The sequence below is a fragment of the Peptoniphilus asaccharolyticus DSM 20463 genome, assembly GCF_900176115.1.
Lineage (GTDB): Bacteria > Bacillota > Clostridia > Tissierellales > Peptoniphilaceae > Peptoniphilus > Peptoniphilus asaccharolyticus.
In genome coordinates, this window is sequence record NZ_FWWR01000009.1 from 983310 (window position 1) to 1008189 (window position 24880).

Annotated in this window: 16 protein-coding genes and 2 pseudogenes; 4 read left to right on the plus strand and 14 right to left on the minus strand. The window is 36.5% G+C overall.

What is annotated here, in order from left to right; all coding sequences use genetic code 11:
- Nucleotides 1-1065 (minus strand): ABC transporter permease, encoded by a 1065-nt coding sequence (locus tag B8869_RS05740; protein WP_200805956.1) that lies wholly within the window; start codon nucleotides 1063-1065, stop codon nucleotides 1-3.
- Entirely contained in the window at nucleotides 1050-2681 is a 1632-nt protein-coding gene (locus B8869_RS05745; RefSeq protein ID WP_084230711.1) for an ABC transporter substrate-binding protein, read from the minus strand. The genes B8869_RS05740 and B8869_RS05745 overlap by 16 nt, the downstream gene beginning before the upstream one ends.
- Nucleotides 2682-3075: 394 nt before the next feature.
- Between B8869_RS05745 and B8869_RS05750 the strand changes: the two genes are divergently transcribed.
- Nucleotides 3076-3885, plus strand: coding sequence for a helix-turn-helix domain-containing protein (locus tag B8869_RS05750; protein ID WP_084230712.1), 810 nt, complete (start codon nucleotides 3076-3078; stop codon nucleotides 3883-3885).
- Between the two features lie 37 nt (nucleotides 3886-3922).
- Here the strand turns inward: B8869_RS05750 and B8869_RS05755 are convergent, their stop codons facing one another.
- From B8869_RS05755 to B8869_RS05775, 4 genes and pseudogenes are all read right to left on the minus strand, one after another.
- Nucleotides 3923-4132, minus strand: coding sequence for a helix-turn-helix domain-containing protein (locus B8869_RS05755; protein WP_084230713.1), 210 nt, complete (start codon nucleotides 4130-4132; stop codon nucleotides 3923-3925).
- Nucleotides 4133-4290: 158 nt separating this feature from the next.
- Nucleotides 4291-4983: pseudogene (locus tag B8869_RS05760) on the minus strand (hypothetical protein); the annotation flags it as partial.
- A 308-nt stretch (nucleotides 4984-5291) separates the two neighbouring features.
- The gene (locus B8869_RS05770) at nucleotides 5292-6557 is read right to left on the minus strand and encodes a plasmid recombination protein (RefSeq protein WP_084230715.1); all 1266 of its coding nucleotides are present in this window, start codon (nucleotides 6555-6557) and stop codon (nucleotides 5292-5294) included.
- A gap of 173 nt (nucleotides 6558-6730) precedes the next feature.
- Nucleotides 6731-7876 carry an AAA family ATPase gene (locus B8869_RS05775; protein WP_084230716.1) on the minus strand — a complete coding sequence of 382 codons (1146 nt, stop codon included), beginning with the start codon at nucleotides 7874-7876 and terminating at the stop codon, nucleotides 6731-6733.
- 333 nt (nucleotides 7877-8209) lie between these two features.
- Here B8869_RS05775 and B8869_RS05780 point away from each other — a divergent pair, with 333 nt between their 5' ends.
- Nucleotides 8210-9196 (plus strand): IS30 family transposase, encoded by a 987-nt coding sequence (locus tag B8869_RS05780; RefSeq protein WP_084229742.1) that lies wholly within the window; start codon nucleotides 8210-8212, stop codon nucleotides 9194-9196.
- 224 nt (nucleotides 9197-9420) lie between these two features.
- On the opposite strand, the gene B8869_RS12480 is transcribed toward B8869_RS05780, so the two are convergent.
- Both B8869_RS12480 and B8869_RS11750 read right to left on the minus strand, forming a co-directional pair.
- Nucleotides 9421-9654 (minus strand): YitT family protein, encoded by a 234-nt coding sequence (locus tag B8869_RS12480; protein WP_200805958.1) that lies wholly within the window; start codon nucleotides 9652-9654, stop codon nucleotides 9421-9423.
- Nucleotides 9620-10063, minus strand: a complete 444-nt coding sequence (locus B8869_RS11750; RefSeq protein WP_200805959.1) for a YitT family protein — start codon at nucleotides 10061-10063, stop codon at nucleotides 9620-9622. Before B8869_RS11750 ends, B8869_RS12480 begins: the two co-directional genes overlap by 35 nt.
- A gap of 83 nt (nucleotides 10064-10146) precedes the next feature.
- On the opposite strand from B8869_RS11750, the gene B8869_RS05790 reads away from it, so the two are divergent.
- A complete protein-coding gene (locus B8869_RS05790; protein WP_084230717.1) occupies nucleotides 10147-10965 on the plus strand; it encodes a MerR family transcriptional regulator in 819 nt (272 codons plus the stop codon).
- Nucleotides 10966-11097: 132 nt separating this feature from the next.
- Here B8869_RS05790 and B8869_RS05795 read toward each other — a convergent pair whose 3' ends face one another.
- From B8869_RS05795 to B8869_RS05805, 3 genes and pseudogenes are all read right to left on the minus strand, one after another.
- Nucleotides 11098-11469 (minus strand): TnpV protein, encoded by a 372-nt coding sequence (locus B8869_RS05795; RefSeq protein WP_084230718.1) that lies wholly within the window; start codon nucleotides 11467-11469, stop codon nucleotides 11098-11100.
- Nucleotides 11394-13514, minus strand: a complete 2121-nt coding sequence (locus tag B8869_RS05800; RefSeq protein ID WP_084230719.1) for a recombinase family protein — start codon at nucleotides 13512-13514, stop codon at nucleotides 11394-11396. The genes B8869_RS05795 and B8869_RS05800 overlap by 76 nt, the downstream gene beginning before the upstream one ends.
- 68 nt (nucleotides 13515-13582) lie before the next feature.
- Nucleotides 13583-20154: pseudogene (locus tag B8869_RS05805) on the minus strand (Eco57I restriction-modification methylase domain-containing protein); the annotation flags it as partial.
- 127 nt (nucleotides 20155-20281) lie between these two features.
- Between B8869_RS05805 and B8869_RS05810 the strand changes: the two are divergent.
- Entirely contained in the window at nucleotides 20282-21268 is a 987-nt protein-coding gene (locus tag B8869_RS05810) for an IS30 family transposase (RefSeq protein ID WP_084229742.1), read from the plus strand.
- A gap of 92 nt (nucleotides 21269-21360) precedes the next feature.
- Here B8869_RS05810 and B8869_RS05815 read toward each other — a convergent pair whose 3' ends face one another.
- From B8869_RS05815 to B8869_RS05825, 3 genes are all read right to left on the minus strand, one after another.
- Entirely contained in the window at nucleotides 21361-22890 is a 1530-nt protein-coding gene (locus B8869_RS05815; RefSeq protein ID WP_234989766.1) for an AlbA family DNA-binding domain-containing protein, read from the minus strand.
- On the minus strand, nucleotides 22880-23059 hold the full coding sequence (locus tag B8869_RS05820; protein ID WP_074435059.1) for an AbrB/MazE/SpoVT family DNA-binding domain-containing protein: 180 nt from the start codon (nucleotides 23057-23059) through the stop codon (nucleotides 22880-22882). The genes B8869_RS05815 and B8869_RS05820 overlap by 11 nt, the downstream gene beginning before the upstream one ends.
- Nucleotides 23060-23142: 83 nt before the next feature.
- Nucleotides 23143-24849, minus strand: a complete 1707-nt coding sequence (locus B8869_RS05825) for a DNA topoisomerase 3 (protein WP_084230720.1) — start codon at nucleotides 24847-24849, stop codon at nucleotides 23143-23145.
- Nucleotides 24850-24880 lie beyond the last annotated feature (31 nt).

Consider the following 24880-nt stretch of genomic DNA (forward strand, 5'->3'; position numbering starts at 1 on the left):
CTACCTCCTCAAGTTCGGATTCAAAAGTTCGTTTAACAAGTCTGCAAGTGTATTTCCTACAAATACAAAAAACGATCCTATAACTACAATTGCCAAAAGTAATGGTGTATCTCCTTTTAATCCCGCCTCAGTTAATGTTGACCCAAGACCTGGATAAGAAAACACCTGCTCCGCTAACACAGATCCTCCAAATAGTTCTCCAAAATATGAAAAATGAATGGTAATAGCTGGAATCAAGGCATTTCTCAAACAATGATTTTTAAAAATCTGAAAATTATTTTCTCCCCTAGACTTTGCAAAGGTAACATATTCGCTGTTTAATACATCAATCATCTTTTCTCTAGTATGCAAAGTTACATTTGCAATTCCTAACACACTAAGCGTAATTGACGGAAGAATCAAATGTCTTATTTTATCAAACAACGTTACATCTGTGCTTAATTTCCCAATAGGTGTGGATATTCCTATTGGAAACCATTTTAATTGAACTGAAAATACTAATAAAAATATTAATCCAATCCAAAAAGTTGGAACTGTTACTTGTAAATAAGAAAACCACTTAATAAATCTATCAAATGGCTTTCCTCGTTTGAAAGCCGATATTGTTCCTAAACAAAATCCTAATAGTCCTGATAAAATCCAAGACACACTCATAAGTGCCGCTGATGCTCCCGCCCTTGCTTTAATTATTTCTATAACTGGTTTCCTATAAATCAAAGAATTACCAAAATCACCAGACATAAAATTCTTTAACCATGTCAAATATTGCGTTCCAATAGGTTTATTAAGTCCATAATACTCTGCTATTTTTTGATATTGCTCAGGAGTCAGACTAGAATCATAATTCACACTTGCCATAATTGGATCTACTGGAGAGTTTTTCAGAAGAAAAAAAGAGAGTAGTGATACCCCTAATACAAGAAGGATAAATCTCATTATTTTCATTACAAATTTTTGCTTATTATTCATATTAGTTTGTTCTCCTTCCATAAAGAGAGGTGATTCAAGTAAAGAATCGCCTCTCTTTAAAGTATTCCAAATATATATTTTTATTTTTCCTCCCAAGTCCACTCTGCAATATTGGCTATTAATGCCCAATCATGTCCATGACTATGCAATCCTTGTTTACCAACATTAATTCTTCCATCTCCAATATATGTGTGATTCATTCTAGCAAGCCACACATTTGCTAAATCACCTTTAACTGAAGCTCCTACACTACCATCCCATTGTGCTAACTTCCAATACTTATTTGCTTCTTCAAGGTCTGATGATTTCATAGCCTTTTCTAAATATTCCGTTACCTTAGGATTATTATAAAAAGTTATATTTGTCCATCCTTTACCAGCTGCCGAAGGATGATGTGATTCAAAAAATTGATTTGGATTATGTCTTCCTCCAGCATATAATAGAGCGACTTCGTGTGACTTCGTTATCATTTCGTCCCAATTACTACCTACAAGTTTGATATTTATTCCCAGTTCTTTTGCTTGATTTGCCGCTTCTATTGCTACATTTGTTCTTATTTGATCCTGCGTTGGATAATATAGCTCAAATTCAGCCTTGGTACCATTCTTTTCTCGAATTCCATCTTTTCCAACAATCCAACCATTTTCATCTAATATTTTTTTAGCTTCATCAGGTTTATTATCTTCAATTACAGCTTCTGAATTCCAGAATGAAGTTCCATCAATTACAGAATATGCCGGTTTCCCATGCCCATTCAAAACTGTGTCAACCACCTTTTGCCTGTTCATTCCAATGTTTAATGCTTTCCTTATAATTGGATCACTTGTTACATCATTCCCCACTGGATACCCATCAGGAGAATCTTTAATAAGTCCTTTTTTTACATATGGCATAGACAGCCCTCTTACATCATTCGATTCTATGTCAAATAATTTGCAACCACCAATTTTTTTATCTGCCAATTCAGGAGTTGCATAAATAATATCAACTTCTCCTGATTCCAAGGCTGCAAGTGCTGTATTCTCGTCAAGTAAAACCCAAGTCCATTTCTTAAAATAAGGTTTTTTACCATGCCAATATGGATTTACCTCAAAGATCGCTTGCTCTCCAGGTTTATATTCAACAACTTTGTACGGTCCCGAACCTATCGGATTTGATTTATAATTTTCATTGTAATGAGCTTTAGGAACGATTGGGACTTCCACCAATTGAGACATTGCAAAAGTAGATCTTGGCTCTTTTAACGTGAACACAACCTTATTCTTGTCTGGAACTTCAATTTTTTCGATAAAATCTAAATCCCAATGTTTGCCGTCTTCTTTTAACATTTCATACGAAAACTTTACATCCGCGGCAGTGACAGGTTCTCCATTTGAAAATTTAAAATCATCATGTAAATCAAATGTCCAAATCAAGCCATCATCAGAAATCTTATACTCTTTCGCAAAATCTCCAATGATTTCTAAATCTGCAGTTCTTCTTAATAAAGTACTATGAGTAATATGTGCCTCGTTATACATCCCATATCTATCCTTAGGATCAAATTCGTGAGGTATTCTTGCACCCATAGAAACAACAATCTCGTCATTAGCTCTTCCTTGTCTATTTCTAATTTCTTCTGACTTTTGCCCAGAATTATTTTGACAAGCAACCAACTGTACTGATAAGCATAGCATCATTAATGCTGTTAAAATTCTTTTTATTTTTTTCATAAAAGACCTCCATTCATATTCTCAATTAGTACTGATTATCGATTTCATTTAATTTTACCACACACATATCTATATATCAATCCCTATCACTATTTTATCAGTTGCATTTTTGTCGGTTTCACATGATATAGTTCCTACTCCTGAATCTCACAGCGATGTTTCGTTCTACTTGGTAAGCTCATATCATCGCCTACTTCCCCATAGATACATATCCTTACAAACCGCTCATTTAGTTTTCAAAGAACATCTGTAAATAGGATATTGTATTTTTGTGCCTATTCCCGTATGGCCTTAATCTTGGAATAGTTCATTTTGTTCCCACTTTTCCACGATTGTGGAAATGGTATGATATAATATTTATTGAGAATATTTTTTATCAAGAAGGTTATATATTATGAGGTGTAAAATAACCTTACAAGAACTCTTAAAAGATTTAAGAGTTGCACATAATCTAAATTTAGAGGAACTATCTAGTCTTACTGGTATTTCTAAATCTGCACTAGGTAATTATGAAAATGATGATTACAAAGAAATTAACCATGGTAATTTAGTTGTTTTTGCTAAGTTTTATAATGTTTCTACGGACTATCTGCTTTGTCTTACAGAAAACAAAAATCACCCAAATACAGAACTTACTGATCTACATTTGAGTGATGCTATGGTTGATTTGTTAAAAAGTGAGGTCATCAATAATCGCCTGCTTTGTGAAATTGCTACACACGATAAGTTTAAGGAACTTATGGCTGATGCGGAAATCTTTGTTGATGGTATTGCTACTATGCGTTTTAATGATCTGAATAACTCTTTAGAATCTGTAAGAGCAGAAATCATCAGTCAAAATCCTGATGTAGATACAGACCATGTATTAAGAACTCTTGTAGCTTCCCAAATAAAAGAGGAAGATTTCTTTTGCCATATCACTCACAAGACTTGGGATACTATTCTAAAAGATATTCGTAAAAATCACGAACATGATATAGAAAATACCCCAGATAGCGATAACAATTCTAAACTTGTCAGTGAACTATCGCAAATTATGCGTTCTTCCAATAACAGCATAGATACCTTTATTGAGATTTTCTGCAATTCGTTTCAAATTAAATATAAAAAACTATCGGAAGATGATAAAAATCACCTAAGAAAGTTATTTAAGAAATCTCCACTCATAAAAAACGCCAGTATCAACTTTAGGCGAAAAAAATAAAACCACCTAATTATATAATCGAGTGGTTTTACAACTGTTATTCTGTATCTTTAATGATTTCAACAACATCATTAAGGGTACAGTCTAACGCTAAACATATTTTTTCTAAAGAATCAAGATTTACATAGGTGTCTTTACTCATTCTTGATATAACATTACTGGTTATATGAGCTGCTCTCTTTAAATCTTCCTTCTTCATATTCTTTTCAACAAGCAAGTGCCATAATGGTTTATAACTAAGTGCCATACTTCGCCACCACCTTTACAATAAATTTAGTCATTTACCTATTTTATTATATCATAAGCGAATCTAAAAATCATCCATATACATTTCTTTATTGTGTTTGCGTTAGTAATTTTGAGATAGTCCTATTTTCAATGCTTTTCGTCTTACCACTCCGAACTGTCCAAATCGGCAGGACGCCATGGGCCATCAAGGTCATGCAAAGCAATCAGCTTGTTTTGCACATTCGTTCCGGCTCCCATCTTCTGCGTTGAACCCATTAAGATACGAATTTCGCCTTTTCTTACCTTTGCAAAGAGTTCATCCTTTTGCTTATCGGAATTTGCTTCATGGATAAAGGCTATTTCTTCTTTCGGTATTCCCATTGCCACAAGTTTTTCTCTAATATCATCATAAATATTAAACTCTCCATTTCCTTTTGGAGTTGACATGTCGGAGAAAAGAAGCTGTGTGGACTTATTTTCTTTTGTCTTATCCCAAATGGCAAATACATTTTTCACGCACACATTGACCTTGCTGTCAGGATTGTCAGGAAGCAGTGGATTGATTAAACGCTGATCTAAGGCAAGTTTCTTACCGTCATTAGTAATTTTAAGCATATTATCTTCGTCAGGCTCTACTATCCTGTTTCTTACATCGTCTGCTCTTTCAGAAAGGCTCTTTAGGATTTCCTTTTGTTCCTCACTTGGCAAAGTTTTAATAACTTCATAGTGTGCTTCAGGCGTTGGAAGATTTAGCATATCTGCTGTCTGAATATCCGCAACTTCTTTAAACATAGACATTAGTTCAGGAAGGTTATAGAACTTGGAAAATCTTGTCTTTACTCTGTACCCTGTTCCCTCGGGGTCGAGTTTGTCAAGACACTTTTTGTGGATTTTCTAAATTAAACGATTTGTCCGTAAAGAAGCCACCCAAAACCTCGTGCTTGCAGATGTCCTGAAACACTGTATTCAAAGGCTTTTTGGCACTTTCGGACTGCTTTACATTTACGTTGAATGTTGTCTTTCCAATTCGCTGTGAATAAGAATATTTCTGTTCTTTCATATAGTCCGTTCCTCTCTTTCATAAAATTTGATTGCTGGGCATTCACATTAGAACACCCAGCAACCGCAGATTTTCAATATGTCAAGAAGTCATTAAGTCGTGAGTATAATGGAAATGGTTATCTTTCCATACCACGCTTGTTTCTTCGAGCCTTGATACGCTCCTGTCGTTCTTTTTCCCTTGCTTCTTTTTCGGTTCGTTCCTGTGCTTCCTTAAAAGAAAAAAGCTGCTTCACTTTCTCGGTAAAAAGTTTAGCAACTTCGGGGAAATGCTCCAACGCTTGAAGAAAAGGTCTGCACTTTTCTTTCAGTTCGTTGTATTTAGTTTTCATTCTTTCGAGTGCGTTTGCACAGTCAAAATATTTCTGTCGGTAATAGTTGGCACTCTGTTCTAATTCGCTGATTTCCGCACGACTTGTAATGCCCTCTTTGGCAAGGGCAGTCAGTTGGGAATAATCCTCTTTTGAGATTGCCATTTTACCCGTGATTGTTTTCTGCCCCATACTGTCAATCTCGTTATAGGTTTTGGAAACATTACGGGCAGGCTCATACTTTATCTGTTCACGCTGAATACGCTTCTGCAACTTCTCCAATCGCTCCTTGTCCTGCTTGATTTGATATTGCAAGGAAGTCAAATGCTCTGCGGTACTTCCGTATTCGCCACGCTGAAAGCCTTTGAATCCTCGCTCTGTCATATAATTAAACAATTCGTCTTGCAGTATGCTGTACGAAGCTCGAAACATAGGTTTTCCGTTCTTTCTGAGAAGCAGATTGCCTTTTTCATCGGTCAGCGGAATATCCGATTTCCATTTCTTTGAATGGCTAATTTGATGAACAACTTCCTTAACTGTTCCTAGCAGTTTTTCATCTTTGCAACGCTTGCTCCATAGGATTTCTTTCTCCACCACAGGCAAAACCATAGCGTGAAGATGATAGTGGTAAACCTCTTTTCCCAGTTCCTCAGTTGCCGCTACATTGATTTCATCAGCGTGCATAACAGCCGATATGACATTATCAGCACCGAATTTTTCCTCGATAAAATGAAACGCTTCTTCATAAAACTGCTTTGCATATTCGTAGCCACCGTTATGCTCAAAGTACATTGTGTTCACATCAATCACAATCTCATTGAACAGCGTTGCGTCTTTTCTCAACCCACGAAGCGACACCATACCATCAGTTTCCATCTGCTTTAACTGCTCCATATAGGTTGGGGCAAAAGGCTTTTTGAAATGCACATTATAGGGTATGCGTTCCTCAATCACATTCATATTTTCATAGGTTTCATTCTTGCGTTCGTTGTGCCTTTCCGCCTTGCTCACATCAGAAGCGGTGTACTTTTTTACCCTTGCACAACTCATATCCGCCTTGTTGCTTTTCGCCATTTCGTTCTCCTTTCTCGGCAGGGTGAAGCCATTACACAACATTCTTTGAATGTGTGTAACCCACTATGACACTTTCAGACTTTGTCTGCAAAGATGTCGTGGGCAAGGGTGTTCCCCCTTGACCTTCTTTGATACCTCAATCATAAAAACAGACTGTCCTATCAACAGACAGCCTATTTATATTCTCTCGGTATATCGCCCATCGGCAAAGACCAGTACCACAGAAAACCTTTCTTTCGGGAGATAACTCCTGCGTTCTTCTTTGCCTTTTTAATGGTCGATTTCCTGAACCCTGCGGCTTCAAGTTTTTCTTCACAATCCGAAGAAAGCATTTCTCCGTCTTTCAGCATTTCAATCAGAAATGCTTTCACCTTGACTTCCTTGTCGTTCGGTCTGCCAATTTTCGGGGCAAGGGAGTGGAACGCTTCTTCTGCTGTCATTTCCATTTCGGAAATGAAGTCCACACCTTTCTCCGACACCTCAAACAGAATGGCAGAGCCTGTCGGAGCAAGGTTTGATTTTACCTGCACCAAATATCTTTCCGTTGGTGCTTCTTTGTTCGGTGTGCGTGTGATTGCAAGAATACTTCTTGCAGCACCCGCAATGTCAATCGAACCGTTGGTGCGGTAAAGGGGATTGGTATCCCTCATCTTGTTCATATGAGCGATAATCACAATCGCACAACCTGTATCTTTCGCAACCGCTATCAAATGATTAAACTCGGCTCGAGTTTCGTTGGCATTGTTCATTGAACAGCTTTCTCCGATATAAGAACTCATCGGGTCAAGAATTAAAAGTTTTGCGTGGTACATCTCAATCGCTTCACGAATACGGTTATCCCCAAAGGATAAAGACTTTTCATCTTCCTTGATAAAGATAAGGTTCTCACCGTTGCCACCGGCAGAATTAAATCGAGGTACTACCGTATCGTCTGCGTCATCTTCCGTTGTCTGATAGATGATAGTCATAGGCTCGTTTTCTTCCGTTTCGGTAAAGGGCAGAGGTTCGCCCTTTGAGAGCAGGGCGGCAATGGAAAGCATTAGCTTGCTTTTTCCATCGCCGGGATCGCCCTGCAACAGCGTAACCTTGCCAAACGGAATATACGGATACCACAGCCATTTCACTTCTTTCGGCTCGATTTCGCTTGCCTTGACAACTTCAAGAGGTACGCTGACAGTCATTTCATTTTCAATCATTTTTCTTTGTTCTCCTTTTCGATAAATATTTCGGGCAAAGCACCACGATACAGCGGAAACTCTGCTTACAGTCATTCCTGCATTTTCTGCAAAGTTCGTTGTAGGTAATGCGATTTCTTTCATTCAGAAACAATGCCCACTCTTGTTTCCGTTTCTTGCTCATTCTCGGCATAGCAATCAATCCTCCTTTCCTGCCGAAAATATAAAAACCACAGAGAAGATACATTAAGCCTTGTTTGTGTCATTTCTCGGGGCGAAAATCGGGGTAAATATCCCTTTCTAAGCCTTTTAAAAAATCACATAAGGTATTTGTACTAACCTGTGGTTATGTATTGAATTGTGGGTTTTGGGTAAGATAATTTATCATAACAAGTGCAACATAAATAAACTCATAGCTAATCAGCTGTGTTAATATGTAAGTGACCAAACAAAACATATTAAAAGGAGTGATTAACTATGAGCTATAACCATCTTACCATAGAAGAAAGATCTTGTATTTACCAATTTTTAAATTTAGGAATGAGTATAAGGAAAATTGCACAAGCACTTAAAAGGTCACCTAGTACAATATCTAGAGAAATTAAAAGAAATTCATCTAAGATAAAAGTTAGTAGGGGAAGTTACACTAAGTACTTTCCGATAAAGGCAAATGATAAATATATTGATAGAAGAAAAGACTGCCATAGAAAAAGTAAATTTTCTAAAGATGTTATTGATTATTTAACTGTAAAGATTAACGAACATTGGTCCCCTGAACAAATATCAAATAGAAACACAAATGAGATTCATGAATTACCATCTACATCAACGATATATAGAATGATACACGCCAAAAAGCTGCCAAAAACTAGTATGAAAAATTTGAGAAGAAAAGCTAAATTTAAAAGGCCAGCAGAAAAAAGAGGAAAATTCAATGATAAAGGTAGAACAATTAAGAAAAGACCTAAAGAGATATACAGAAGGCAAGAATTAGGCCACTGGGAAGCAGATACAGTGGAATCAGGCAGATTAGATCATAAAAGGAAAAGTAGATGTTGTTTCGTAACTTTAGCAGAAAGAAAATCTAGATATTATATAGCAATCCTAGTTGAAAATAGAAAGTCGGAAAGCGTAACACCAGCAATAATAAATGCATTAAAAGATTATCCAAAAGAATTAGTAAAAACAATAACCTTTGATAGAGGTAAAGAATTTTCAGAATTTGAGAAAATAGAAAAAGAATTAGGATGCAAAACTTATTTTTGTGATCCCTATTGTGCATGGCAAAAAGGTACAAATGAAAATAGTAACGGACTTTTGAGGGAGTTTTATCCTAAGGGTATGGATTTATCAGAAGTGAATATTGATGAATTAAATTATAACTTAAGTTTAATGAATAATAGACCTAGAAAATGTATAAAATATAAAACACCTAAAGAAGAACTTTTTGGTCTCTTACCATAGGTGTTGCATTTGATTTGACAATTCGTCGTAACAAAAAACACCGTATTTCTACAGTGCTTTCTGTCAGATATATTTTGTTTTGTGATAGTGCTAAACTGAATTTTCTTATTTTTTAGATTGGTAAAAGCAAGTCCGATAAGGCGTATTATAATGGCCGACTATTTTATTCCAAGTTATTGCTTCGTTATACATTAGCAAATCAACAAATATTAGAATTGCTGCTATTACTTAACGCTATTGACGCTTTCATATTCCTTTATCCAATCAATCAGATAAGACGAGATGGTAACTGTAATCAATGAAAATACAATACGCATTACTGGAATGTAGGTAAGTGATAAAAATAGAACTACAACATCCGTAAACAAATAGGAACGAGATAACTTCCAGTGCGAAATATGAGAAATTGTTAACGCCAGTGCATCATCTCCACCACTGGATCCCCCCCTGTCGAACAATTAGACCAACACCTACACCAACAAAAATACCGCCTAATACAGAGGCAACCAAAGGATGTGCAGATAAATCAGGAAGCATTGGCGGAAACAACTCCCATATTTTATAAAAACCAGAAACAAACATAGTTGAAATAATTGATATTTTTATAAAGCTTCCACCCAAAAATTTAAATGCGAGCAAATAACAAGTTATATCCAAGATAGGTGTAATGTAGGCTGGAGAAATTTTTAGCCAATGTTCAACGAGAAGCATTAACCCAATGACCCCACCTTCTGTTATGTTTGTTCGCTGATGAATGTTGTGAATACCAAAGGTACAAATCATTGCTCCGAGCAATATCAGCAGTATTTTCTTAAAAGTCAATCCATCCATAAATTCTTTGCAAATGGATGTCATACAGTGTTTCAATTTGAGTATCCTCCTTGATATGTTCATATTCCTATGTTATAATTATAAACTGTATAGTAACTATAAGGTCAAGGGGGGGTTGTATGAAAAATTTGTTTTCCATTGGTGAAATGTCCAAACTTCAAAATATATCTCGTCAAACTCTGATTTTTTATGATAAAATCGGTCTTTTTTGTCCTGCATATACGGATTCTAACAATGGCTATCGTTATTACAGTTCCAGTCAACTCGACTATTTAGATACGATTTGCATAATGAAAAAAATCGGCTTTTCTCTCGATGAAATTAAAGTACATATGAAGAATTTTACGGTTGATAATTCCATTATCGCTCTTCGAAAACAACTTACTATCATCAATCGTCAAATTAATGAACTGCAAATGATTAAAACTCGTGTCGAACATCGTTGCTTACAGTTGGAACATTCCGCCTCCATTCGTGATTGCAGTGATGTTATTTCTGTGGAAGAAGTAAACCCTCAATACATTTTACTGCAAGAGGTTGCTAAACCTTATACTTTGGAAATGGTCAGTATCGCCACCAAGGAATGTTTTGTTCGTTCATTCAAAGAGCAACTTCCAATTTTCTTTCAAAGTGGTGCAATTATGCCCTATGAACATATTTTACAGAAAAGATATACGGAAGCTTCTTTTGCTTTTCTCCCTATCGAAAAGTCGGATAATATTGAGGGTGTTCTGGAACTCCCCAAAGGAATGTGTGTGTTTACTTATCACACGGGAGATTATCCTTCCATTGGTAAAACTTATGAACGCATTTTGCAATACTGTCAAAAGAATCAGTTGAATATTATTTCAGACTCATATGAATTTGCAATTAACGACTATCTTTCTACGAGCGATGAAAACGAATATATAACGAAAATTATGTTTTATGTTGAGTAATCATCAAATGTATTTACCACATATTTTATACCCACTTCGACTATACTCGCAACTTAATGACTTCTTGAATACTTGCCGAAAAAGAAAAACTGCCATCAAGCAGACAGCAGTTCTTCTTCGGCTGGTATTAAATTACGAGTACACAATATCATTCAATACAATCTCATCAACGCAGGCTCGAATGTTATTCATAAGCCCGACCCATCGCATCATATCCGTTGCTTTCAGTTCCTCTGTTACGCCTTGCTTTTTTGCCATTTCCTTTATCAGATATTCAGCCATATTACAAGCCGAAGCATCAATTTCAGCAAGATGTTCATATAGCTTTCCGCTTGTCAGCAGAGTAAAATATAGCACACGCTTATGTTCCCTCAAATATCGTTGCCGCAACCGCCCGTATTTTGAAAGAGGGGGACTTTCTTCTACTGTCAAACAGGGATAATAGTAATCTCTGATGAGTTCGTATTGGATATCTGTTTTTTCGTCTGTAATAAATCTTTGCATAGTTCTTTCTCCTTTTGCTTCTTGTAGTAAAACTCCAAGGTTTTCTTATTGTGGTTTACCTTTTTACATTCCGCTGAGCAGAATTTCTGCTGACTGTGTGTAGGCCAGTAGGTACTGCCACACACAGCACATACACGCTGACGATAATAATGATTGCCTTTTTCCGCTTCTCTGTCGGCTTTCGTCTTATCCTGCCTTGCCTGATAGCAACAATCCTTTGAGCAGAAAATCTGTCGGTTGCTTGTAGGGATAAATTCTTTCTGACAATGCGGACACACCTTTGTTTTGACGATTTCGCCACCGTTTTCAGCAAGTTTTTTCGCCTTTTGCTTCTCTCGATAGGCTTTTTCACGCTGACGCTGTTTCTCCAATCGCTTCTTTTCTTCCTGTTCTTCTTGCTCTTTTATCTCGGCAAGTTCTTCCTCGGTGTAGGCAATATCGACCTGTCCGACATAATTGAAGTAAATATCAACCTTTTGTGTCCTTGCTTTTCCCAAACCCTCGGCTTCATACACCACAATCTTGTCAACAAGTTCGGTAAACATCAAATCAGAAACTTCCGTAGGATTTTTATACTTGCTTATCAGCGATATAAAATGCTGAATACCCATAGTGCTGTCTTTTTCTTCGGAAAGTTCCTTTTTCATCGTTTCCATTTTTGCTTCCAATTCAGCCTGTTCATCATCATACTGCTTCATCAGTTGCTTGTACTGTCTTTCGGGCAGTAATCCCGATATAAGATTTTCATACAAGCCACGAATGAGCGTAGAGAGTTCGTCATAGCGTTTCTGACAGCGTTTCAACTCCGATTGATTGTGCTTCGGCTTTTCCTCTTGCTTGTCTTTCCAAAGGGATTGCAGTTCCAAAGCAAATGCTTTTTCGTCATTCAGAACGAATTTTGAAAAGCGTTTAACCGCCGATAATATCAAGGCTTCAACATTATCAGCACTAATCGTATGGGAAGTACAGGAATTAACCCTGCTTGCATACCCGCCGCAACGGTAAGAATACTGAGTAGAACCATCTTTCTTGCTGTAATGCGTTTGCAAAGTCATTCTCCTGCCACAGTCGGCACAATATAGATAGCCGCTTAATCGGTTTATATGTGTACCTCTTGCCGCAGCTCTGCTCACTCGTTTCTTTCGCTTCTGAACGCTGTCCCAAAGTTCCTGCGATATGATAGGCTCGTGGGTGTTATAAAACACATACTGCTCATCTTCATCGGTAGTCTTTCTCTTATGCAGTTTGAAATTGGTGCTGACCGACTTTCTCAAAACAGTATGCCCAAGATATTCCTGCCTGCTTAAAATCGTTCTAATGGCAGATATGCCCCAAATATAAGGGTCTGCAAACTTAATTCCGTTGTACTGTTCTGGATGATATTCCTTTGCATATGCGGCAGGAATTAAAACCCTTTCTTCGGTCAGTATTTCCGCTATGGCTCGTGGGCTTTTGCCCTCATTGGCAAGCAGAAAGATACGCTTTACCACCTCAGAAGCCACAGGGTCAACGACAAGCGTCTGCTTATCGCTTGGCAATCGGTTATACCCATAAGGAATAGAACCACTGCAACGCTTTCCGTCTTTCATTCGTGCGTCAAACATAGCCTTGATTTTATTGCTCGTGTCTTTGGCATAGAATTCGTTCATAATATTCAAAAACGGAGCAAAATCATTATCCGAAGCATTGTTGCTGTCAATGCTGTTATTGATTGCAAGAAAACGGACATCTTTCTGCGGAAACAGAATTTCCGTATAAAAGCCGACTTGCAGATAGTTTCGCCCTAATCGGCTCATATCCTTAACAATCAATGTTCCGACATTGCCTGCTTCAATTTCCTTAATCAACGCTTGAAAGCCGGGGCGATTGAAATTTACACCCGAAAAACCATCGTCAGTAAAATGGCGGATATTCTCAAAGCCATTCCTACGGGCATAATCTTCGAGGTATTTTTTCTGATTAGTAATGGAATTACTCTCGCCATTCAGGTCATCATCTCTTGATAATCTCTCATAAAGTGCTGTAATCTTTGAAGTCCTTGACATTCTCTTAACCTCCTTCCTTATGTATTTTCAATTTAGGACAGTTAATTTTATCGTCCTATTAAAGTATAGCCCTCCGGAGATAATTCAAAAGCTGACTGCGTTTCACCAAAGGTAGAAGCCCAGCTATCAAAATGCTCCAAATTATTCTTTTTAAGGCTTTCATACTGAAGATAACGCTGCATAGTATAAAGCTCTGTCATCGAGTTACTGACAGGCGTTCCTGTGGCAAAGACAATACCTTTTCCACCTGTCATTTCATCCATGTATCTGCACTTCATAAACATATCGGAGGACTTAAAGGCTTCAGACTGTCCAATACCTGCTACATTCCTCATTTTTGTATAAAGGTAGAGATTTTTGTAATTATGTGCCTCGTCAATAAAGAGCTTATCTACACCTAATTCTTCAAAGGTAATGACATCGTCTTTTTTAAAATCATCGTTTAACTTTTCAAGCCTTGTTTCCAGCTTCTTTTTTGTTTTTTCAAGTTGCTTTACGGTAAAATTCTGATTTCTGTCATGCTTATATTCCTCCACATAGTTTATAATTTCATCAATCTGATCTTGAATATGCTTTTCCTGATATTCCTTACTCATCGGGATCTTTTCAAACTGCGTATGCCCGATTACAACGGCATCATACTCTCCTGTTGCAATTTTGCCGATAAATCTTTTTCTGTTTTTCGGCTCAAAGTCTTTCTTATCTGCAACCATAATGTTAGCTGACGGATATAGCTGCATAAACTCACGACCGATTTGACCCGTTAAGTGATTGGGGACAACAAACAAGGACTTACTGCACATTCCAAGCCTTTTACTTTCCATCGCAGATGCCACCATTTCAAAGGTCTTACCGCTTCCTACTACATGAGCAAGAAGGGTATTTCCTCCATAAAGGCTTCTTGCTATGGCATTTCTTTGATGAGGTCTTAAATCAATTTCTGTGGTCATTCCCTCAAAAGAAAGGTTGCTTCCATCATATTCTCTGTTGCGGATAGAGTTAAAACGCTCGTTATATAACTTTACAAGCCTGTTTCTACGTTCTTGGTCGCTAAATATCCAGTTCTTAAATTCTTCTTTTATAAGCTCCTGTTTCTGTCCTGCAAGAAGCGTTTCCTTTTTATTTAATACAGAAGTTTTCGAGCCGTCCGGATTTACAATCTGGTCAAATACCTTTGTTTCTTTTAAATTTAGAGCATCTTCAATCAGTTTATAGGCATTTACCCTTGAGGTGCCGTATGTCATCTCTGCAAGGTCATTTCCTCTGTCCCTGCTCTTTCCTTCAACATTCCATTCACTTGTCAGATTTGAAAATTTAACCTTAATATCCCATTTGGCATATCCCGGAGTTTTCAGCGTTTCAAAGATGAATTTTTCAATATCCTTATTCGGTATCCAAGTAGCTCCGAGTCTTACATTGATTTCACTTGCTTCAAGTTCCTTTGGAAGAACTTTTGTAAGCTCTGCCTTTTGATATTCCAAACGGTTCATCTCATAGCTTATCAGCTCTTTTTCTTTGCCATCTTCCGCATAGCCAAGATGAGGTAACTCTCTTTCGGTTTGTCTTAACTTTGCAAGGTAACTGTCTACTATGGCAATTTTGTCCCTGATATTTCCGCTTAGATACTCATCCTTTGTTACATAGCCGTACTTATATGAATTACTGCCGTTTGCACAGGCAAAAGGTAGATCTCCATCTTCAAGGTTAAAAGATAATGGTCTATAAAAGTTTTGTTCTTCTCTGATGTTTAGATAGATTTCCCCTCTAAGTTCTTCTATCAAAGTCGGTCTGTCTTTATCTGTAAGGCTTCCCATATACTCAAAATCCATATATCCTTTTTCTGATACCGATAAAACAAGAGCTTCAAGGGAAGTGTCTACATGGTCGATAACCTTCGCCTTTGTGATTGTTCGCTTGGAGAAAATATCTCCCTTTGCTTTGAAGTTTTCTTCTTCATCAAGGATTTCAATGGAAGAAACAAGCGGGAAGTTGCTATCCTCTTTTAAGGCTCTGGTATTGCTTAAATTATTTATAAAGCCATGCTTCTTTGAAAAGTTGTCATAGACTTCATTGAGCTTTTCTTGAGCTTTCTTTACCTCATCATCAGAAAAATCCTCTTTCTGCTTATAGATAACATCTTTAAGGGCAGTATTCAGTTCAAGATAGTCCTTAATCTTTTCCTTATTTTTCTCCGTTACTTCTTTCTTTACGAAAAGTGAGTTTTCTCTGTAATAGACTTCACCATCAATAACGGTATAGGAAAAGTTTTTGACATCATCCTTTGCAGGAATTGAAGTGATTTCATCATCTAAAAGCTCTATTTCTTCATAAGTTGATCCTTTGGATATTTCTTCACTTGCTTTTGTCAGAAGCTCTTTTAAGTCGGCATTTTCTTTCGGCAAGCACGCAAGTGTGTTTCCAAATCTTCCTGAAACTTCACGCATTGTGCCGAGTACCTGTTCAGGATGATCTACAAAATATTTGTTATAGGTAAGACCATTTTCATCTTCAGCAAGGTGTATCCAGTCCTCATCCCTTTCTCTGATACTATCTCTTTTCTTTAGGAAAATAATGTCCGATGTTACTTCCGTTCCGGCAACTCCCTTAAAGGTATCATTTGGAAGTCTGATTGCCCCTAAAACTCTGCTCTTGCTGCAAGATAGCGTCTTACACTTTCGTCCTTTTTATCCATTGTTCCACTTGATGTGATAAAGGCGATAATGCCGCCGTTTCTGACTTTATCAATGGACTTGGCAAAGAAATAATCATGGATAAGGAAGTTATTTTTGTTATACTCCCTGTCATTTACCTTATATTCTCCAAATGGAACATTACCGATAACCGCATCAAAGAAGTTATTGGAGAATCCCGTTTCTTCAAGTCCCTTAACCTGTATATCACTTTCAGGGTATAGCAGCTTTCCTATGCGACCACTTACCGAGTCAAGCTCAACACCATAAAACTTTGACTTGTTCATTTCATCAGGAAGATTTCCGATAAAGTTTCCAATGCCCATACTTGGCTCAAGGATATTTCCACTCTTAAATCCCATACCTGACAGGGTAGAATAAATACTGTCAATGACTGTTTTAGGCGTATAAAAAGCCGTTAAGGTCGATTCCTTAACAGCTTCATATTCAGATTGTGATAAGTTTTCTTTTAAGAAGCTCCTTGCCTCTTTCCACTGACCTTCTCTGCTTTCATCAAAGACTTCAGATAATCCACCCCAGCCTACATATTTTGCTAAAACTTCTTGAGCTGTAATATCAAGCTCGCGTTCTCCGCTTTCCACTCTGTTAAGCATAGAAATTGCTTCAAGGTTATTGTTTAATCTCTCGCTTGGAGATAACTTTTGAGGGATCGTTTCTTCTGTAATTTTGAAATTATGAGCCTCAATCTTCTTTATCCCTACTTCATTAGAAGTCTTTTCGGACTTTGCATTGGTAAGATTTTCAAAGATTTTATCAAGCTCACTTTCCTTACGATAAGCAATTACATCGGAGCCTGTAATCATGCCTCCAAGATACTCTGTATTATCCTTAACCGTTACTGTCTTTAGGTTATTTCCCATATCATCAAATCTTGTGATGGTATAGTCTTTCCCCTTGTACTTCACTTCATCACCGATGATAAATTCAGGTCTTTCGAGACTTACTTGTCTTAATAAATCCTCATCATCTGTAAAGGATATAATCGGTATTTGATGATTACCTTGTCTTGTAGGATCAAGCCACAAATCATTTCTTCCAGTGATTTGATTTTTAGAGATCTCCCTTACTTTGTACTCCTCATGATTAAAATAGACGGTATCACCTTCTTTAACTGCAAACTCATCTGAAAAACTTTCCTCTTTTTCGTTAAGCTCTACTTCTTCTCTTCCCTTTAGATAATCAAATAAGGTAGCCTGAAAATGTTCTGCTTGTATGCTTTCTTCTGCTTCTTCAGGTGCTTCAAGCTCTACTTTATCTTCAAAGCTAAGTTCTCCATTAAAGGCAGACTGAAGCTCCTGCTCATCCATCTGCTTTTTAAGTTCACTGTCTTTAAGTTCTCTAAAGGTCTTTGGAAAATCCTCTAAAACAAGTCTTTGGGCGTTTAATTCCTTTAGCTCATCAAGATTAAAATATCCCCATTCCGGTTCTATACCTAAAACAAGTCCAAAAGCGTCTTTGCTTTCTCTATCGTACTCCGTCATATACCAAGTCCAGTTGCTTCTAAATGGAATGATGTATGCTGCATGAACCTGTTTGTCTGCTAAGGCTACATCTTCCTGTGCATAAAGCTCGGGCACTCTCTCAAGCATTTCTTCAGTCATTAGATTATTTGGATCATCTTTAGAATAATAACTTGATTCTTGTTGTTCTTCTATCTCTACCTTGCTTTCAATATTTTTTTCTTCAAGATAAAGATTTTTAGAAAGCAGCTCATCTATATACTTTGCTACATTTGACCATGTAAGAAATACATCGTTACAATGATTCTTCTGTAATTTAAGTCCCTTTGCATCGTGCCATTCATCACTTCCCTTTGCTCCTGAAACAGCATGAGAATGACCTCCGATTCCATACTCATCTTTTAAGAAATTTGCTTTTTCCTGCAAGGTATGATTTTCTTTGAAAAACTTAGTAATTCGCTCTTTTCCCTTATCGACTCCACTTCCCCTTGAAATCGTAGCAAGGACTTCATCTTCTGTAATAAAGCCATGTACTTTTGGAAGTTCAGTTAGGTTAGAGATATATTCCTTTCTTGGAAGTGCAAGCTCCTGTAATTTCTGATAAAGGCTATCTACCTTGTGATAATGAAACCTTAGTATGCCCCTATCCTCTCTATATGCTCTCAAGAAACGACCATATTCAGAAATAACATTTTTTAGGTAGTCGGGATTTTTAAGTTTTTCGGATAGCACTCCTGTTTCTTTCGGAAAGCCTCCACCTCTTTCTATAAAGTCAAAATAACCCTGTGCTTTTCCTTCTTCACTTAAATCGTGGTATAGATACCATAGCGATTCTGAAACTCTATCTCTTTCATAGTCCTGTGCTTCCAAAAGCTCTATATTTGCAGCAAACTCTCCTGTTTCTAAAAGCTCACTGATTCTTCTTGCAGCATTACTCCAGCTTAAAATTTGCGTCATATCTTCTCTTGCAGAAGTTCCATAAGCTAAATGAATGCCTTTATCCGAATACCAGGAAGATACTTCTCTTTCATCAATGTAAAACCCGTTTCCGCCTTTAAAGGTATCTTTGAGGTATTCTCCCAATTCTTCTACTGTTTTTTCTTTGGAAAACTCAGCAATAACAGGAAGTCTGCCGCCATCGTGATTTCCTCCGTTAATAAGGACGGTATCTATATCTTTCTCAGTTAGCGGAATCGTAAGGCGTATCTGTCCATAGGAATTTTCTGGTAAAGAAAAAGAAGCCTTTTCAGCTTCTCTTGTCTCTGCCTCAGTATTTTCTTTTAGATTTCCACTACTTCCTTGATGGTCATTTCTTTGAGAGCTGAAATCATCGCCCCATACTGCGGATTGTTCTCGTCCTCTATCTTCCAAGCTGCCATCAGTTTCGGTTTCTCTGTTCTCATAAATTCTATCGCCTGTTTCTGAATGTCCATCAGGTGTCCTGTCAACTTCTTCTCCTTGTATAGATCTACTAACATCTCGAAGTTGCTCTGCTCCTCGCTCTGTGAAAGAAACTCCAGCCTCATCACTGCGTAGGTCGGATTTGGATACTTCCTTATGAAGTCCGTCTCTTCCTCCAAGCTGTTCAGTGTATTCTCTTTGATTTTCTCTATTATCTCGTCCGTACTCTCCATTTCGGAAAATTCGCTCGTTTTCACTAATTCTTTCCTGATCATCTCGTCGAAGTACATTTTCTTCTACCTCCTCTAATTCTTCTTTTATTTTATTATATCCTGCTTCTTTACCTCTTAAAACTTCTTTTTGAAGATCTATCTCTTTGCTTTTTTGAATGGTTGCATCAATGACTGTTCCGCTAATGTCCGATACGCTTTCACCAAGACTCATTAGAGATATGCTGTCAAGTCTTTGAAAATTCTCTCTTAAAAGCTCATAATCTATCGAATAATCTAACTTAAATCTTGACGCTACCGCATAGCTTACTGAATCCCTAACAAATTTAGTAAAAGATATTCTGTCCTCATCGGATATTCTAAGCTCATTTATCAAGCTATCTATTTTTTCATCTCCGTAGAACCTGCTTAAAGAAAAGATATTTTCTAAGGTGCTTTCGCTTTCTTCATAGCCCTCAGCTTTTATCATTTCTTTTAATACATCTCTATGAGCTTCTTTATCAAATCTCCAAAGATTTACCTCATTGACATCTCGGTTTCTTGAAACAGTCTGACTTATATCAAAGATATAGTCCACTTTTTTGTATGTGCCATAATCCTCTAAAATGGGAATACCCTTTTGACCTCGCATGACAGTTCGGTTAAAGTGTTCTCTCCAGTAGTCAAACTTGGCACAAGCTGTCGCTTCAGGATTTTTATCATAAATACTTAACTGACTTCTAAAATCGTACTTCTGATTGTTCCCGACAACTTTTAAGAGCTTCAGATACTCTGCTTCACTCTGCAGAACATCTTGTTTTATCAGCTCCAAAATGTTATGAAAATCATTTATTCGCATGTTTACCTCCTTCTTTTTTTACAAAGATAATTTATCATAACAAGTGCAACATAAATAAACTCATAGCTAATCAGCTGTGTTAATATGTAAGTGACCAAACAAAACATATTAAAAGGAGTGATTAACTATGAGCTATAACCATCTTACCATAGAAGAAAGATCTTGTATTTACCAATTTTTAAATTTAGGAATGAGTATAAGGAAAATTGCACAAGCACTTAAAAGGTCACCTAGTACAATATCTAGAGAAATTAAAAGAAATTCATCTAAGATAAAAGTTAGTAGGGGAAGTTACACTAAGTACTTTCCGATAAAGGCAAATGATAAATATATTGATAGAAGAAAAGACTGCCATAGAAAAAGTAAATTTTCTAAAGATGTTATTGATTATTTAACTGTAAAGATTAACGAACATTGGTCCCCTGAACAAATATCAAATAGAAACACAAATGAGATTCATGAATTACCATCTACATCAACGATATATAGAATGATACACGCCAAAAAGCTGCCAAAAACTAGTATGAAAAATTTGAGAAGAAAAGCTAAATTTAAAAGGCCAGCAGAAAAAAGAGGAAAATTCAATGATAAAGGTAGAACAATTAAGAAAAGACCTAAAGAGATATACAGAAGGCAAGAATTAGGCCACTGGGAAGCAGATACAGTGGAATCAGGCAGATTAGATCATAAAAGGAAAAGTAGATGTTGTTTCGTAACTTTAGCAGAAAGAAAATCTAGATATTATATAGCAATCCTAGTTGAAAATAGAAAGTCGGAAAGCGTAACACCAGCAATAATAAATGCATTAAAAGATTATCCAAAAGAATTAGTAAAAACAATAACCTTTGATAGAGGTAAAGAATTTTCAGAATTTGAGAAAATAGAAAAAGAATTAGGATGCAAAACTTATTTTTGTGATCCCTATTGTGCATGGCAAAAAGGTACAAATGAAAATAGTAACGGACTTTTGAGGGAGTTTTATCCTAAGGGTATGGATTTATCAGAAGTGAATATTGATGAATTAAATTATAACTTAAGTTTAATGAATAATAGACCTAGAAAATGTATAAAATATAAAACACCTAAAGAAGAACTTTTTGGTCTCTTACCATAGGTGTTGCATTTGATTTGACAATTCGTCCAAACAAAAAAGGCGGTTAGATTTTACTCTAATCACCTTTAAATTCTGTGTGCTGCAACTTACTGCTATTCATTCAGTTCCCAATGACCATTACTTCCACTTCCTACATATTGTAGATTATCCATTTCTTTAATGGTTCTTTCTATAGTCTTTACACTAACTCCAGCTTCATCTGCAATTGCTTTTCTTGTAATCTTGTTGTTTCCTCTTATTTTTTCTTTTATAAACTCTGCAAGAGCTATCTTATCGTGAGCGACATCCTGAGCGACACTGTGAGCGACATCCTGAGCGACACTGTGAGCGACATCCTGAGCGACACTGTGAGCGACATCCTGAGCGACACTGTGAGCGACATCCTGAGCGACACCGCTTCCTCCAACTTTTTGAGTCGCTATTTTCTTCAAAGGAATAATCGTTCTAAATATATCTCCCTCCTCAAACAGAGGATCAACACCTGAATATAGCCTTGTATATTTATAGGTGTTTCTCATACCTGAACCAAGCTCATCAGCAAGTCCTATTTCTCTAAATACTTTTGAAATAGCCGGATTTTTAGGAAAAGGTTCAAACTTTTGTAAATCCAATGCTCCCATGCCATGAGCTAAGTTACTGTTTTCAATAGTAATCTTCTCATCATCAATAATCATTTTGGCTGGGAAACCACTTGAATAATCTCTGTGAGCCAATGTATTAGAAACAATTTCTCTAAGTATTCTATCCCTTGCATTGACATTTACAATTCCGTCTAAGACAAATAAGTCATTCAAATGCTTCTGTCCAAACGCAATAAGCCTATCGTAGCTATCAATCAGATTTGTTATGACAACATCTCTATCGTCATACCTATCCTTGTTTTCAACTCTAAATATTGCATCAGTTTTATGCTGTGGAAGAACAGACATAATAGAGTTGTCTTTTCCAAATAGCAAAATCGCTGCTAATGTAATGCCTTCAAGCTTTGTTTCAGGATCTGTCAGAATGAGATTTGCACTTCGTAATAGCTCCTCATCGCTCATATTTTCCCAAACATGATTTTTATTTCTTGCAACTGCCATTCTCTTGGCTTTAGCGATAACAGAGGCATCAAGAAAATCAATATCAAGATTTGGATATACCTTATTTACAAAATAACTTCCTTGTTTTCTTGCATATAACTTATAGACAAGTTCTGCATGGTCTGTGATATTGATGTCTCCTTCATAAGACCTGTCCCATATTCTTCCATTATGCCTGCATACCTGATAACCTTCAGGCACTCGGATATAAATGACTTTTTTACTGTCAATTTCAAAGACTTCCGGTAATAAATAAAGTGGTGGGTACATCTTCTGCGAATTGTTGATAGATGTTGTAAATTCTTTAATAACCTTATCCACTTTATCTTCACTAACACCAACAATATCTCTTTTATCATTTACACCAAGTAAAATATGTCCTCCATTTCTATTGTTGAAAGAGCATACTGTATCAAAGACATCTTTGGTTAAAGCATTCCTTGATTCTTTAAATTCAACATCTATCTTTTCTCCGTTTTGAATTAACTTTTTTATTTCATCTATCGTCATCTTTGTTATTTCACCACCTTTATTTATCAATATTTTCTTCAATAAAAGTCTTGGAGTTTTGAATTTGCACCTTATCTTTATGAACTACAAAAGTAACATAATCTCCATTTTGTAAGTCCAAAAGTTCTCTTATCCTTTTCGGAATGGTAACTTGCCCCTTTGACATAACTTTTGCAGTATCCATAAATGTATCTTTCATACTCGTTTCCTTTCTCCCTACTTTTCCTACAAAAGATTATAGCATTTTTAGGGCATTTTTTCCACCTTGAAATTAGTGCCATCTTACTTGATATAAGTTGAAACCACTTCTTTTATCTCAGTTTCAATTGCCTCTAAAAAATTTTTCTTTGATGATTTTCCCTGTGCAATATCCGATAACTCCATTTCCCACTTTGCTGTTGTTTCTGCTGATTTAAAAGTATCAGCTACAATCGTTACAAGGCTGATTCCCTTATGTGTAGCAATAAGGTTCTTTTTATCTCTTTCTACAAATCCCTTGAAAATCAGATTTTCAATAATCCCTGCTCTTGTTGCAGATGTTCCAAGTCCTTTTCGCTCAACCTCTACTCCTTTTTCAAGTGCATCATTTCCTGCAAGCTCCATAGATTTAAGAAGAGTATCTTCAGTAAAGTGTTTAGGTGATGTTGTATACTTTTCTTTTATTTCCTTGTTTTCAATGCTCAATACATCACCAATGTTCACATCAGGAAGTGCCATATCTTCATTTTTCTTAGACTTATATTCTTTAAGATATTTTGTAAAACCTTCATCTTTAATTGTCTTGCCTGAGCTTGTAAAAGTAAAGCTATCAAATTCAGCTACAATCTTCGTTGTGCTTTCCACTAAAGGATAGCCCACACTTGCGTGGAATTTATCGGATATAAGGAAGTAAACTTTAGCTTCACTTAAAGGAAGTTCTGAAACATCTTCTTTTAAGGAACTGATTGTCGGGATAATAGCATGATGATCCGTAACCTTTTTAGAGTTAAATACCGTCTTGATACGCCCTGTATCAAAATCATTCTTTCCTAAAATGTTATTAACCGTACTTACAATCATATCTTCCGTTAAGCATCTGCTGTCTGTTCTTGGATAGGTAATCAGTTTCTTTTCGTAAAGACTTTGAGCATAATCAAGTGTCTGCTTAGCTGAGTATCCAAAATATTTATTGCACTCTCTTTGAAGCGTTGTCAGGTCAAATGGCAGCTCAGGCTTTGTTATCTTTTCCTTTTGAATAACATCGGTAATTTCTATCTTATCGCCTACTAAATTTAAGAGCTGTTCCGCTGTTATTTCATCATCAATTCTATCTGTTGATAGTGTAAAGCCATTAAGGCTTAATTCCACTGTATAATATTTTTCTTTCTTAAAATTTGCTATCTCATCATCTCTATTTACAATCATTGCAAGAGTTGGTGTTTGTACCCTCCCAACAGAATAACTCTGTTTATATAGGCACGAATACAGTCTGCTTAAATTCATTCCCACAAGCCAATCTGCTATTGCCCTTGCTTGTGATGATTCAAATAGATTATCGTAAAAACTTCCATCTTTTAGGTTATCAAAGCCCTCTTTAATTGCACTATCTTCCATTGATGAAATCCAAAGGCGTTTCATCTGCTTTTTACAATTTGCCTGATTGTAGACAAGTCTGAAGATGGCTTCTCCTTCACGCCCTGCATCGCAGGCATTTATCACGATGTCTATATCCTTATCATTCATCAGCTTTTTAAGAATCGTAAATTGTTTCTTTGTGGACTTTGCAATCTCATACTTATATTCTTTTGGGATAATCGGTAAATCAGCCATATTCCACTTCGCATATTTTTCATCATAACTATCAGGATTTGCCATTTGAATTAAATGTCCAACACACCAGCTTACCTTGTATCCGTTTCCTTCATAATATCCGTCTTTCTTTTTTGTAGCTCCAATCACTTTTGCAATAGAGATTGCAACACTTGGCTTTTCAGCAATTACTAAATTCATCTATTTTTTCCTCCTGTTTTTCAATATAAAA